Origin of the sequence: Pseudomonas alkylphenolica, from assembly GCF_000746525.1 — a bacterium.
Taxonomy (GTDB): Bacteria; Pseudomonadota; Gammaproteobacteria; order Pseudomonadales; family Pseudomonadaceae; genus Aquipseudomonas; species Aquipseudomonas alkylphenolica.
This window is the reverse complement of record NZ_CP009048.1, coordinates 3,671,835-3,684,442: the sequence shown is the minus strand read 5'-3', so window position 1 is coordinate 3,684,442 and position 12,608 is coordinate 3,671,835. Positions and strand designations below refer to the sequence as shown.

At 62.0% G+C, this 12,608-nt stretch carries 11 protein-coding genes; 3 read left to right on the top strand and 8 right to left on the bottom strand.

Features of this window, described 5'->3' with window-relative positions; all coding sequences use genetic code 11:
- Window positions 1-223: 223 nt before the first annotated feature.
- Together PSAKL28_RS16875 and PSAKL28_RS16870 are read left to right on the top strand one after the other, a co-directional pair.
- Window positions 224-1,753, top strand: coding sequence for an NCS1 family nucleobase:cation symporter-1 (locus tag PSAKL28_RS16875; protein ID WP_096335682.1), 1,530 nt, complete (start codon window positions 224-226; stop codon window positions 1,751-1,753).
- Window positions 1,754-1,777: 24 nt separating this feature from the next.
- Window positions 1,778-2,506 carry an aspartate/glutamate racemase family protein gene (locus PSAKL28_RS16870; RefSeq protein WP_038612694.1) on the top strand — a complete coding sequence of 243 codons (729 nt, stop codon included), beginning with the start codon at window positions 1,778-1,780 and terminating at the stop codon, window positions 2,504-2,506.
- Window positions 2,507-2,714: 208 nt separating this feature from the next.
- On the opposite strand, the gene PSAKL28_RS16865 is transcribed toward PSAKL28_RS16870, so the two are convergent.
- The 8 genes from PSAKL28_RS16865 to PSAKL28_RS26560 form a co-directional block, all read right to left on the bottom strand.
- The gene (locus PSAKL28_RS16865) at window positions 2,715-3,575 is read right to left on the bottom strand and encodes an IS3 family transposase (RefSeq protein WP_038609159.1); all 861 of its coding nucleotides are present in this window, start codon (window positions 3,573-3,575) and stop codon (window positions 2,715-2,717) included.
- Window positions 3,572-3,865 (bottom strand): transposase, encoded by a 294-nt coding sequence (locus PSAKL28_RS16860; RefSeq protein ID WP_038608001.1) that lies wholly within the window; start codon window positions 3,863-3,865, stop codon window positions 3,572-3,574. The genes PSAKL28_RS16865 and PSAKL28_RS16860 overlap by 4 nt, the downstream gene beginning before the upstream one ends.
- Before the next feature lie 817 nt (window positions 3,866-4,682).
- On the bottom strand, window positions 4,683-5,567 hold the full coding sequence (locus tag PSAKL28_RS16855) for a ChaN family lipoprotein (protein WP_038612691.1): 885 nt from the start codon (window positions 5,565-5,567) through the stop codon (window positions 4,683-4,685).
- A 55-nt stretch (window positions 5,568-5,622) separates the two neighbouring features.
- On the bottom strand, window positions 5,623-6,390 hold the full coding sequence (locus PSAKL28_RS16850; RefSeq protein WP_038612688.1) for a heme ABC transporter ATP-binding protein: 768 nt from the start codon (window positions 6,388-6,390) through the stop codon (window positions 5,623-5,625).
- Window positions 6,390-7,373, bottom strand: a complete 984-nt coding sequence (locus PSAKL28_RS16845) for a FecCD family ABC transporter permease (protein WP_167335147.1) — start codon at window positions 7,371-7,373, stop codon at window positions 6,390-6,392. Before PSAKL28_RS16845 ends, PSAKL28_RS16850 begins: the two co-directional genes overlap by 1 nt.
- Window positions 7,374-7,423: 50 nt before the next feature.
- The gene (locus PSAKL28_RS16840) at window positions 7,424-8,311 is read right to left on the bottom strand and encodes a heme/hemin ABC transporter substrate-binding protein (protein WP_038612682.1); all 888 of its coding nucleotides are present in this window, start codon (window positions 8,309-8,311) and stop codon (window positions 7,424-7,426) included.
- A gap of 12 nt (window positions 8,312-8,323) precedes the next feature.
- On the bottom strand, window positions 8,324-9,394 hold the full coding sequence (locus PSAKL28_RS16835) for a hemin-degrading factor (protein WP_038616830.1): 1,071 nt from the start codon (window positions 9,392-9,394) through the stop codon (window positions 8,324-8,326).
- Between the two features lie 17 nt (window positions 9,395-9,411).
- Window positions 9,412-10,143: an energy transducer TonB gene (locus PSAKL28_RS26560; protein WP_051939455.1), complete on the bottom strand. Its 732-nt coding sequence runs from the start codon at window positions 10,141-10,143 to the stop codon at window positions 9,412-9,414.
- Window positions 10,144-10,357: 214 nt separating this feature from the next.
- Here PSAKL28_RS26560 and PSAKL28_RS16825 point away from each other — a divergent pair, with 214 nt between their 5' ends.
- Window positions 10,358-12,586, top strand: coding sequence for a TonB-dependent hemoglobin/transferrin/lactoferrin family receptor (locus tag PSAKL28_RS16825; RefSeq protein WP_038612680.1), 2,229 nt, complete (start codon window positions 10,358-10,360; stop codon window positions 12,584-12,586).
- Window positions 12,587-12,608 lie beyond the last annotated feature (22 nt).

Genomic DNA, 12,608 nt, shown 5'->3' with positions numbered 1-12,608 from the left:
TTTAAATTTTTATAAATCAATTAGTTAATTCAAATGGTCAAGTAATGCGGCGATTCACTTGCCCGTCCTTTGGCACACATATTGTTCCTCGAAAATCGTAATACGAAAATTGCATACAATTTTTGTATGCATCGGCGTCCAGGCGCCGACAGCGGTCCCAACTCTCAAATCCAACAATAATTTGCTGTAGCACCACAGGCGCTGCAGCAGGAGCCCGGGGAACATGCAATTGGATACTTCCAAACCTCTGGATACCGCGTACCTGTCACCTGACCCTGCCATCTCTGCGCAGGTGTCCGGGCATGCCAGCTTAAGCCCCAGGCTGCACAATGCCGACCTTGCCCCGACCAAAGCCGCCGGACGGCGCTGGGGCGGTTACAGCATCTTCGCCTTGTGGACCAACGATGTGCACAACATCGCCAACTATTCGTTTGCCATGGGCCTGTTCGCTCTCGGCCTGTCCGGCTGGCAGATGCTCGCGGCCCTGGCCGTCGGTGCGGCGCTGGTGTACTTCTTCATGAACCTGTCCGGCTACATGGGGCAGAAAACCGGAGTACCGTTCCCGGTAATCAGCCGCATGAGCTTCGGTATCTACGGTGCGCAACTGCCAGCGATCATCCGTGCGGTGATCGCCATCGCCTGGTTCGGCATCCAGACCTACCTGGCTTCGGTGGTGTTGCGGGTGTTGTTGGTGGCGATCTGGCCGTCGCTGGCAAGCTTCGATCACAACGCCATCCTCGGTCTCTCAAGCCTGGGCTGGGCCAGCTTCGTCGCCATTTGGTTCGTGCAGCTGGTGATTCTGACCTTCGGCATGGAGATGGTGCGCAAGTACGAATCCTTTGCCGGCCCGGTGATCCTTTCAACCGTGCTGGTGCTGGCGGTGTGGATGTATCTGCGGGTGGATGGCAACCTGGCCTGGTCGGTGGGTGAACCGTTGACCGGGGTGAAGATGTGGACGCAGATCTTCGCCGGCGGCGCGCTGTGGCTGGCGATTTACGGCACGCTGATTCTCAACTTCTGTGACTTCGCGCGTTCTTCGCCGTGCCGAAAGACCATCCGCGTCGGCAACTTCTGGGGCCTGCCGGTGAACATTCTGGTGTTCGCGGTGATCAGCTTCGTGCTGTCCGGTGCGCAGTTCAGCATCGATGGCACAGTCATCGACAGCCCGACCCAGATCATTGCCGCGATTCCCGACAAGACCTTCCTGGTACTCGGCTGCCTGGCGTTCCTGATCGTCACCGTGGCGGTGAACATCATGGCCAACTTCGTCGCCCCGGCCTTCGTCCTTTCAAGCCTGGCCCCGAGCCGCCTGAACTTCCGTCGCGCCGGCCTGATCAGCGCCACCCTGGCGGTGCTGATCCTGCCCTGGAACCTTTATAACAGCCCGCTGGTGATCGTCTACTTCCTCTCCGGCCTGGGGGCGCTGCTGGGCCCGCTGTACGGGATCATCATGGTCGACTACTGGCTGATCCGCAAAGCCCAGGTGCACGTCCCGGACCTCTACAGCGAGGCGGCCTGCGGCACTTATCACTACACCCGTGGGGTCAACTACAAGGCCATCGCCGCCCTGGTGCCCTCGGCCATCGCCGCAGTCCTGCTGGCCCTGGTACCGGCATTCAGCGAGCTGACACCGTTCTCCTGGCTGTTCGGCGCGGCCATTGCCGGTGGCGTGTACTACCTGATTTCCGATCGCAAAAAACATTACGTGGACTGTTCCGGCGAGCACTTTGCCGTCGACAGCGCCCAGCACTGAGCGTCACGCACAAGGAACCGAGTCATGAGAATACTGGTAGTCAACGTCAACACCACCGTGTCGATCACCGAAGCCATTGCCCGCCAGGCGCGCAGCGTGGCGTCTCCGGGTACTGAAATCGTCGGTCTGACCCCGCGTTTCGGCGCCGAGTCGGTGGAGGGCAACTTCGAGAGTTACCTGGCAGCAATTGCCGTGATGGAGCGGGTGCTCAGCTACGATCAGCCCTATGATGCGGTGATCCAGGCCGGTTACGGTGAACATGGCCGTGAAGGTTTGCAGGAGCTGCTCAATGTGCCGGTGGTGGACATCACCGAAGCGGCTGCCAGCGTGGCCATGCTGCTGGGGCATAGCTACTCGGTGGTGACTACCCTGGATCGCACTGTGCCGCTGATCGAGGATCGCCTCAAACTGGCCGGGTTGGACAGCCGCTGTGCCTCGGTGCGTGCCAGTGGCCTGGCGGTGCTGGAGCTCGAAGAAGATCCCGAGCGGGCAATCGGGGCGGTTGTGGCTCAGGCGGAGGAGGCGGTGCGTATCGACAAGGCCGAGGTCATTTGTCTCGGTTGTGGCGGCATGGTCGGGCTGGATGAGCGCATCCAGGCGCGGACCGGTGTGCCGGTGGTGGATGGCGTGACGGCGGCGGTGGCGTTGGCCGAGTCGCTGGTGCGCTTGAAGCTGAGCACCTCCAAGGTTCGCACCTATGCGCCGCCGCGTCCGAAGGAGATTCTCGGTTGGCCGCGGGCTTTGCTGGGCTGAGCGTTTTTCATTATGCCAATACCCCTCAAAACAGGCTCTTCACGGAATCCTGAGGGATGATTCTGGGAGTGGGGTGCTGGGGCTGTGAGCTTATCCATTTTGTGTGGTGACGCTGGTGGCCCCTTCCGCCTTTACGGCGGCCTACTTTTTTCTTGGAAAAAGTAGGCATGGAACTGTCCCTTGGCAACGGACGCCAAGAAGCTGGGTGTTAAGGATTCCGCCTCAAGCCCTTTGCATAAGCGTTCGGTGAACGATAACCCAACGCCGAATGCAGCCGACTGCTGTTGTAGAAACCATGGATGTAGCTCGCGATTGCCCCATAAGCTAGCCTCTTGCTCTGATAGACCCCGCTTGCTTCTTCCTTCTTAAGCGTAGCGAAAAAGCTTTCAGCGACGGCATTGTCCCAGCAGTTTCCTTTGCGGCTCATGCTCTGCGTAAAGCCTTTTTCGGCCAATGCTTGGCGAAATTTGCTGCTCGTATATTGGCGTCCCTGGTCGGAATGGAACACAACCCCAGAAGGCCCCAAACTGGCGTTCCAAGCGTTGATAAATGCGCGCTCAACCAAATCATCCGGCATCCTGTCCGCCAAGCTGTAGCCCAGCACCTGGCGGGTCTGGATGCTTAAGACCACCGCCAGGTACAGCCAGCCTTCTCGGGTTGAAATGTAGGTGATGTCGCTCACCCAGGCTGGATTGGCGCTCTGTACCGAAAACTGACGGTCAAGCACATTGCGTGCGACAGGCTGGAAGTGGCGACTGTCCGTGGTCTGGGGCCGGAAGCGAGCCTTGGGTTTGCCATGGATACCTTCCTCGTGCATCAGCCGCGTAACCCGTTTGTGGCCGACTCGATGAGGTATCTGACGCAATGCCTCGACCAACCGTGGCCGCCCATAGGTGCTTCGACTGGCGGCATGGATCCTGCGCAGATCAATTCGAATCTGTTTGTCTGGATCTGGGCGAACCGGGCGGTTTAGGTAATCGTAAAATCCTGAAGCTGACACGCCCAACACCCGGCACAACAAACGCACCGGGAACTGAGCCCGCTCTTTAGCGACGAAGGCGTATCTCACCTGGACTCTTTGGCAAAGAATACCGCCGCCTTTTTTAGGATTTCACGCTCCATTTTGAGTTCAGCATTCTCGGCCCGTAATCGCGCCAGCTCGCTGCTCTCCTTGGTAACAGGTTGACGCTCCGGTGAACTCAACGGAAGACCTTTGCGTGACGCATCGACCCAGTTATCCAGCGTCTTAACAGACATCTCTAGCTGACGAGCGGCTTCGGTTCTGCCGACCGTTTCAGCCAGTGCAACAGCTTGGGCCTTGAATTCGTCGGTGTAGCTACGGCGATTTGGTGGGTACATGGGAACCTCCAAGTTAGCGATGTAAGTATCGCTTCTTGGCGTCCGTTGTCATGGGACAGTTCCAGCAAAACCGCTCGCTCCTGCATCCGGCCCTACGCTGCGCTCCGGGTCCCTTCGCTCCGGCACCTTCCGGGGCCACGCGGCCTACGACTTGCTTCGCCAAGTCTACGGCTCGCGCTCTTCGGCTACGCTGAAGGTGCTACGCACTGGCCCCTACAGGCACCTACGCTCAGCCTTCTGAAGTCGCAATCCGCGGCGCCTGAAATTGCGTGTATGAAGATCAAGAGCAACACGTTGAAGCGGGATTTTCCCGCGATGCGATGTAACTGGCGGGTCGATATCGCGGGGCAAGCCCGCTCCCACCGGGAGATCAATTAACCCGGTGGGAGCGGGCTTGCCCCGCGATGACATCCTGGCTCCGCCAGAATCAGATTTCGAAGATGCGTCAGCACAGGCGCCACCCGTAACTTTGCGACTTCAGGAGGCTGAGCGTAGGTGTCTGGAGGGGGCTGGTGCGTAGCACCCTTCGGCCTTAGCCGAAGTTCGCGAGCCGTAGACTTGGCGAAGCAAGTCGTAGGCCGCGATGCCCCTGGAAGGCACCGTAGCGAAGGGACCCGAAGCGCAGCGTAGGGCCGTATGCAGGAGCAGGCGGCTTTGCCTACTTTCCCCAAGAGGAAAGTAGGCCGCCGTAAAGGCGGAAGGGGCCGGCAGCGTCGCCACATCAAATGGATAAGCTCACAGCCTCAACAACCCAACCCAACGATCATACCCCCGGGATTCCGCGAAGAACCTCAAAAAAGGAGTACAGGCATCCAAGTCAACGACGCAGTTTGGCGCAATGATCCTGAACCGGTTGTGCCGCCGTGTACCACACATAATCAGCACTTTCGGCAGTCACCTTCTTGCCCACCTCAGCCAGAATCAGCACCTGGTTACCTTCGCCCGCACCCAGATCGCTCAAGTGCAGCGGCACCCCCAGATCCTTGCGTACATGGAAGGCCCCGGCCAGCAACACGGCAGGCGTGGGTGCGGCCAACAGGCTTTCGGCCATGCGCCGGTCGCGCTGCTGCTGCACAGCGAGCATCGCTGGCATCTGCGATTCGGGCAGCAAGCCGCAATGCGACTCGCGGATATCCTCGAGCAGCGTGGCTTGCACTTCAGGACGGGTGGACGCTGCACCTTCGAGCACTGGCCGCTGTTTGTAGATCTGCATGATCTGCGAGCGATTCAGGTTGGCCGAGAGCAACGGATACGGCTGGCGCAGGGCATAGGTGACCAGCGCGCCGTAGACACCCCAGTCCCAGTTGGCCTGCCAGGCCAGTGCCTGGAACGCATCGCTCGGCGGTTGCCCGGCACGGGTCGTGGCTTGCGCTGCATCGACCTTGTCCTGCTGCTCCGGGTTGAGCATTTCCATCAGCAAGCTGCCTTGCGGCCGTTGGCCGGCCAGCTCGCGCAGCAGCCACAGTTGCAGGGCGTGGTGATCAGGGTTGTCGTGTTGTTCGCCGACCAGCACCCGTGGCGCGGCGGCCAGGCGCTGAACCAGCTCTGGTGGGGTCAGGGTCCGGCCGCTGGCCAGTTCGCGGATCACCCCAAGATCAGCGTGATCGCGCCCCTGTGGCGCGATCGGGGCCGGTGGTGGCAGTACGTCTCGGGTTTGGCAGGCCGCCAACAGGCTGACCAGGCAGAGCAACAGAAGGCGCATCGGGATTCCTTGCTAAAGAGTTACCCCTCGATCACGGCAGGATGAGGGGGCGGTTTCAGCGCGCGATGATCAACGGGTGGCCGCGTTCCGGGTGTTGGTGAATGAGCACTTGCAGTCCATACACCGCCGCCAGTGCATCGGCGGTCAGCACCTCTGACGGTGGGCCATAGGCGTGAGGCAGGCCGTCTTGCAGCAACAGCAGTTGATCGCAGTAGCGCGCCGCCAGATTGAGGTCGTGGAGGATCACCATCACCGCCGCGCCACGTTCGGCGAAGTCACGCACCGCTTGCAAAATGGTGTGTTGATGCAACGGGTCGAGCATCGATGTCGGTTCGTCGAGCAGCAGCGTCTGGCCCTCGGCGCCGGGCCAGAGCTGGGCCAGTACCCGGGCCAGGTGCACGCGTTGCCGCTCACCACCGGACAGCGCCAGGTAGCTGCGTTGCGCCAGGTGCAAGGCGTCAGCCGCCGCCAGCGCTTCGGTGACGATTTCGGCATCGCGCACGCGACCGCTGGCGTGGGGCAGGCGCCCCATGCCGACCACCTCATTGACCGGAAAGGCGAAGTTCAGGCTTGAGCTCTGCGGCAGCACCGCCAGGCGCTTGGCACGCTCCTGGCCGGGCCAGTCGGCAAGCTTGCGTTGATCAAGGCTGACATTGCCTTCGGTGAGCGGTAACTCACCGCACAGCGCTGCCAGCAGGGTGCTCTTGCCTGCGCCGTTAGGGCCGAGAACGCCGAGCACTTGCCCAGGGGGCAACTGAATGTCGATATTGGCCAGTACCGTGCGATGGCCGCGGCGTACCAGCAGGTTGTCTGCTTCAAGCATCAGGTGCGCCCCCGTACCAGCAAAAAGAGGAAGAACGGCGCGCCAATCAGTGCCGTGACGATGCCGATCGGCAACTCGGCAGGTGCCAACAGCAGGCGTGCAATCAGATCGGCCAACAGCAACAGACCCGCGCCAGCCAGCAACGACGCGGGCAGCAGCACCCGATGGTCCGGGCCGACCAGCAAGCGCATCAGATGCGGTACCACCAGGCCGATGAAGCCGATCAACCCCGCTGCCGCAACCGCGGCACCGACGCCCAGGGCGGTGCACAACACCAGCTCCAGTTTGATCCGTTCGACGTCGAAGCCCAGGTGACGTGCCTCCGATTCACCCAGCAGCAGCGCGTTGAGTGCAGCGGCGCGGCGCGGCAACCACAAGGCAACCGCTACGGCCACGATCAATAACGGCCATAAGCGTTGGTAACTGGCGCCGTTGAGGCTGCCCAGGTTCCAGAAGGTCAGGGTGCGCAGGGTGGCGTCATCGGCCAGGTAGGTGAACAGACCCACCCCGGCACCGGCCATGGCGGTCATCGCCACACCGGCCAGCAACATGGTGGCGACGTTGGTCTGGCCATTGCTGCGCCCGAAGCGGTAAACGATGGCCGTGACGATCAGGCCGCCAGCGAAGGCGCACACCGACAGCACATAAGGCTCGATGGCCGCCGGCAGTCCGCCGACCAGACTACCGCCGACGATGGCGATGGCCGCCCCCAGCGCTGCGCCGCCCGATACGCCGACCAGGCCCGGGTCGGCCAAGGGGTTGCGGAACAACCCCTGCATGGCTACCCCGGACAACGCCAGCACCGCGCCGACAGCAATGCCAAGCAGCGTGCGCGGCATGCGGATCTGACCGAGGATCAGGTCTGCCTGTTGTGTGGCGTCGCCTTCCAGCGGCAGACCGATCAGACGTAACCCGGCCTTCAGTGTTTCGCCCAAGGGCAGGCTGACCGGCCCGAGGGCCAGCGACAGCCAGACCACCAACACCAGCACCAGTCCCAGAGCGAGCAGCATCGGCCGCGGTCGGACAATTGCCGTCATTGGCCAGCCTCGGCGCTCAGCGTCTTGGCGTGCGGATAGAAGGCTGCGGTCAGCGTCGCCAGGGTATCCGGCACCCGCGGACCAAGGCCACCCACCAGCAGGGTCGGGTCGATCACCAGCACACGACCGTCACGACCGGCCTGGGTTTGCGCCAGTACCGGGTTCTGCTCAAGCAGCGCGGTACGTGCTGCGTCGCCTTGCAGACGACTACCGGCCAGGAGAATGACTTGCGGATCGAGGGCCAGCATGGCTTCGCTGGACACTGGCTTGTAGCCAGTGTGTTCGCCCAGGCTTTGGCCACCGGCTTGCTCGATCATCCAGGCCGCCAGGGTGTCCTTGCCAGCCACCTGCAGGTTGCCCCCGGAATGACTGAGCAATAGCAATACCCGTGGCGCCGGGTGCTGTTGACGGGCCTGTTTGACCACGGCGGCCTGCTGTTGCAGACGCTGCTGGTAGTTGCTCAGCAGGGCCTGTGCCTGGGTCTGCTGGCCCAGCAATTGGCCCAGCGTTGTCAGGTTTTGTTGCAAGGCGGGCACATCGGCCTTGGCCGACAGCAGCTCGATGCGTACACCCGACGCCTTGAGTTGTTCCAGAACAGGCGGCGGCCCCATTTCATTACTGCCGACCAGAATGTCCGGACGCAGGGCCAGAATGCCCTCGGCCGCCAGCGCGCGCTGGTAACCGATGGCGGGCAGGTTGTGCAACGAGCGCGGGTACTGGCTGGTGCTGTCGACACCGACCAGCTTGCTTTCGCCGCCCAGGGCTACGACCCATTCGCTGAACGCACCGCCAGCGCTCACCCAGCGCTGGGGCAGGGCATCGCTGGCACTGGCCAGCTGGCTGAACAGCACAGCAGCGCAGGCCAGGAGGATTTTCTTACGCATCTAGGTGCTTCCTTAGACGGTCATCGGAGTCGCGGATTCTGCCAGAGTACGCCAGTCGTCTCGCTCCGGCACACCTGGTTTGCGCACACCAAACAGCTGGATGACCAGTTCGCCGTTGGCGTCGAAGCCCTCGTAGCTGGTGACGATGCCGTCGACACTTGGCTTGCGTACACGCCACAGTTCGGTGATGCCGGTGGTTTTCAGGTGCAGGTTGAACGCAGGATCGAGGACGTTGAACCAGGTGTCCATCCAGCGCAGGTTGCTGACCGGGCCCGAGTGAATCTGGATGCAGTGCTGGTTACCGACGAACACCATGATCGGTACTTCACGCTTGCCGGCTTCTTCAATCAGGTTGGTCAGCTCGACGGTGGCCAGCGGTTCAGCCCATTGATGACCTGCCAGGCGCAAAGCCTGGGTGCGCGCTACATCATTGCGCTTGAGCAGGGCGAAGAAGTCGTGAGTGTCCTGCAGGGCGGACCACTCAGTGCGCAGCTTGTCGGCATCGACTTCGCTGTCCGCACGCGGGGCTTTGGCGGCTGGCAGCGGTTGCAGGTCCAGTTCGACGCTTTGTTCTTCGGCACGGAAACGTTCAACCAAAGGCGCCCAGGCGGCTTGTTCGCTGGTGGCGGTGAGGAACACCTTGTGCACGGCGGTGCCTTGGCGGTCGAAAATCTGGATGCTGCGCTGCGGTCCGCGTGCAGTGTTTTCGTCGACGGCAAACACACTGGCCCAGCCGCTGAGGAACAGGCGCAGGTCGATGTCCGGTGACAGCACCATGCCCATCTGGCCGCTGCCCATGATGGTCACCTCGTGATACACGCCTTTGCGTTCATGCACGCAGTGTTCGTTGCGGGTCAGCGCCATGATGTAACCCAGCTCGCCCAGTGCAGGCAGCAGCGTTTTCCATTCCGGGCGCAGACGCACAGTATCGACGCCCAGGCGGCTGGCGGTCAGTTCGGCTTCGCTGACACCGAGCTTGGCGGCAGCATCGCGGGCGCGCAGGCCCGATTGCTCGGTGCGCAGTTGTTGCCACTGCTGGTAAAGCTCAGGTCCGGCAGCCAGGGCGAGCGTTGGGGCGGTCATGGTGAACTCCTTCAGGGTCATCGGTTCGCCGTAAGGGCGAATTCTATTGGTATTTCCACACGGCTGGGCACGGCCCGGCCATCGACTATTTCGGGACGAAAGCGCCACTGGGTCACGGCTTCGAGGGCGGCCTGATCAAGGCTTGTCACCCCCGACGAGCGCACCAGCGTGAGTTTGAGTTGCTTGCCGTGCTCGTCCAGGCACACCTCGACGCGGACGATCCCTTGCTGGTTGCGGCGACGGGCCTGCGACGGGTAGCGAGGTGGCGGCGGAGGGCTGACAAAACTGGGGCGCAGGCTGACCACTGACAAGACGGGCGGCGCAGCAGGGGCGGGCGTGCTGGGGCTGTTTGCCGGTGCCGATACCGGATTGCTGGTGATTTGGCGCGATGCTGCCGAAGCAACGGCGGTCCGGCTGGCGCGTGGCTCGGGGCGTGGCGCGGGCGCTGACTTGACGATTGCAGGCTGGGTTTTTACCGGCAGCGGCTTGGCGGCTGGGGGCACCGGCTTCGGCAGCACTGGCGCTTTCAGCGGTGCCGGCGCTGGCGCTGCGGCTTGAGGTGGTGGTGCGTGCGGGCGAGCAGACTGTGCAGGTGCAGGCTCGACGGCTTGCGCCAGGCTGACCAGTTGAATGGCCATCGGCGCTTGCCACGCCAGGGGCTCGGGCGTTGCCCGTAGCGAGTGCAATAGCCAGCCCGCGCTGACATGCAGCGCAACCGACAGCACCAGGTAGCCCCAAGGGTGTTTCATGCAGGTCTAGTTCTTATTGAAATATGAATGCGCATGGTAATAATTTGCATTTGTAAGTCAAGCTGGTTATCGTCGCCGCCAATGCTGCTGAGAATCATTTACAGTAAAGGGCCCTTCACAGAAAGGGGCATTGCTGAGCCCAAAACAAAATCCAACACATCCCTGTCAGCCCCGACGGTTAACGCATCGGGCCTGACCATCAGGAGTCAGTTAGATGTCGATCCGCCCGCCATTTCCCCAGCGTTCCTGGCTTGCCTTGCTGCTGCTCTCGCCATCGCTGGCCCTGGCTGCCGAGCCCGTTACCCAGTTCGATACCGTCAGCGTGACCGCGACGCGTACCGAGCAAACCCTGCTGCAGGTGCCCAGCACGGTGTCGGTGCACAACGAACGTGAAATCGATCAGCACAACGACAAGAACCTCAAGGATCTGGTGCGCTACGAGCCGGGTGTTTCGGTCAGTGGTACCGGCAGTCGCTTCGGTCTGTCGGGTGCCAACATCCGCGGCATCGACGGCAACCGCGTGCTGACCCAGGTGGATGGCGTGCGGGTCCCGCAAAGCAACTTCTTCAGCCCGTTCCAGGATGTGCGCAGCAACTACGTCGACCTCGACACCATCAAACAGGTGGAAATCATCCGCGGCCCGGCGTCTTCGCTGTACGGCAGCGATGCGATCGGTGGTGCGGTCAGCTTCCTGACCAAGGATGCCGCCGACTACCTCGAAGAGGGCGACGACACTTACGCACGATTCAAGACTGGCTACGACGGCAGCGATGACAGCTGGCAGCGCAGCGCCACCTTCGCCGGGCGCAGCGGCACTGTAGACGGTTTGTTGCACCTGGGCCGTCGTGACGGTCAGTCCACCGACACCTGGGGTGGCAACGGCGGCGTCGGCAGCTCGCGAGAAGAGGCCAACCCGCTCGACTACACCACCGAGAACCTGCTGGCGAAGCTGGGTTGGGACTATGCCGACGGCGACCGCCTGCAGTTCACCTACGAGCGCTATCAGGACGACGCCAACAGCAACCTGCTGAGCGACATCACTTCACGGGCCACCCTCACCAGCCCGGCCATCCTCGGTTCGCAATCGAAGGACAGCATTGACCGTGACCGCTACAGCCTCGAGCACACCCTGAGCCTCGACAGCCTGCTGGCCGACCAGCTGAAATGGCAGCTCAACTACCAGGAAAGCAGCAACAAGCAGAAAACCCTGCAACAGCGCCAGACCGTCTCGCGGGTCAACCGCGTGCGTACGCGTGACTCGCAGTACGACGAGCGTCTGTGGAGCCTGAACACCCAGGCGGACAAGCAGTTTACCGTCGGCGACAGCCGTCATCACATGATCTACGGTGCCGAGCTCAAACGCATCGAGGCCAGTAACCTGCGTACCGGCAAAGAGGTTCGCCTCGACACCGGCGCCACCGTACCGGCCACTGAAAACTTCCCGGTCAGCGACTTCCCGGATCCGACCAGCGAGTCCTTGGGTCTGTTCGTTCAGGACAACATCGAGATCGGCCGCTGGACCCTGCTGCCAGGCCTGCGTTACGACTACTACCGTCAGACTCCGCACGTCACCGACGAATTCCTCAACGGGCTGCCGGCGGAAACCGATCCGTCACGCATCACCGATGACCACATCTCGCCAAAATTCGCCGTCACCTATCAGCTGACCGAGCATGAAAGCGTGTACGGGCAATACGCCGCCGGCTTCCGCGCGCCGAGCCCGGTGAACATGTACGGTGAGTTCAGCAACCCGCAGTTCGGTTACCAGCAGATCGGCAACCCGGACCTGAAGCCGGAAACCAGCGACAGCTATGAATTCGGCTTGCGCGGTCGTTATGACCTGGGCAGCTTCGGTATTGCGCTGTTCTACAACAAGTACAAGGACTTCATTGCCACCGATACAGTGCCGGACCCTAACGGCACCGGCCTGCTGACCTTCCAGCCCCGTAACCTGGGCAAGGTCACCATCCGTGGCGCCGAAGCCAAAGGTGACATCAAGCTCGACGCCTTCATGCCTGCCGGTACCCGTGCGCTGGGTTCGATTGCCTATGCCCGTGGCAAGGATGAAGAAACCGGTCAGGCACTCAATAGCGTCGATCCGCTCAAGGCGGTCATTGGCCTGGGTTACGATGCCCCGAGTGGTATTTATGGTGGGCAGCTGACCTGGACCCTGGTGCAAGCCAAGGACCGCGTCGACCATACCGGCGATGCCGATTTGCTGATCGACCGTCAGTTCGAGGCCCCGGGCTATGGCGTTCTCGACCTCAACGCCTGGTGGCAGGTCACCGAGCAAGTGTCGATCAACGGCGGCCTGTTCAACGTCACCGACAAGAAGTACTGGAACTGGGGTGACGTTCAGGGGCGTGATGAAGATGCCGCTGGCCTGGGCCGTTTGACCCAGCCAGGGCGTTATGCAGCGGTCAACGTGATCTGGGAAATCTGATCCAGGCCGGTGCTGTCGGTGG

Bases quoted from the DNA above. Each gene is read 5' to 3' on its own strand.
- PSAKL28_RS16875 (WP_096335682.1), top strand. From the start codon at position 224: ATGCAATTGGATACTTCCAAACCTCTGGATACCGCGTACCTGTCACCT.
- PSAKL28_RS16870 (WP_038612694.1), top strand. From the start codon at position 1,778: ATGAGAATACTGGTAGTCAACGTCAACACCACCGTGTCGATCACCGAA.
- PSAKL28_RS16860 (WP_038608001.1), bottom strand. From the start codon at position 3,865: ATGTACCCACCAAATCGCCGTAGCTACACCGACGAATTCAAGGCCCAA.
- PSAKL28_RS16855 (WP_038612691.1), bottom strand. From the start codon at position 5,567: ATGCGCCTTCTGTTGCTCTGCCTGGTCAGCCTGTTGGCGGCCTGCCAA.
- PSAKL28_RS16850 (WP_038612688.1), bottom strand. From the start codon at position 6,390: ATGCTTGAAGCAGACAACCTGCTGGTACGCCGCGGCCATCGCACGGTA.
- PSAKL28_RS16840 (WP_038612682.1), bottom strand. From the start codon at position 8,311: ATGCGTAAGAAAATCCTCCTGGCCTGCGCTGCTGTGCTGTTCAGCCAG.
- PSAKL28_RS16835 (WP_038616830.1), bottom strand. From the start codon at position 9,394: ATGACCGCCCCAACGCTCGCCCTGGCTGCCGGACCTGAGCTTTACCAG.
- PSAKL28_RS26560 (WP_051939455.1), bottom strand. From the start codon at position 10,143: ATGAAACACCCTTGGGGCTACCTGGTGCTGTCGGTTGCGCTGCATGTC.
- PSAKL28_RS16825 (WP_038612680.1), top strand. From the start codon at position 10,358: ATGTCGATCCGCCCGCCATTTCCCCAGCGTTCCTGGCTTGCCTTGCTG.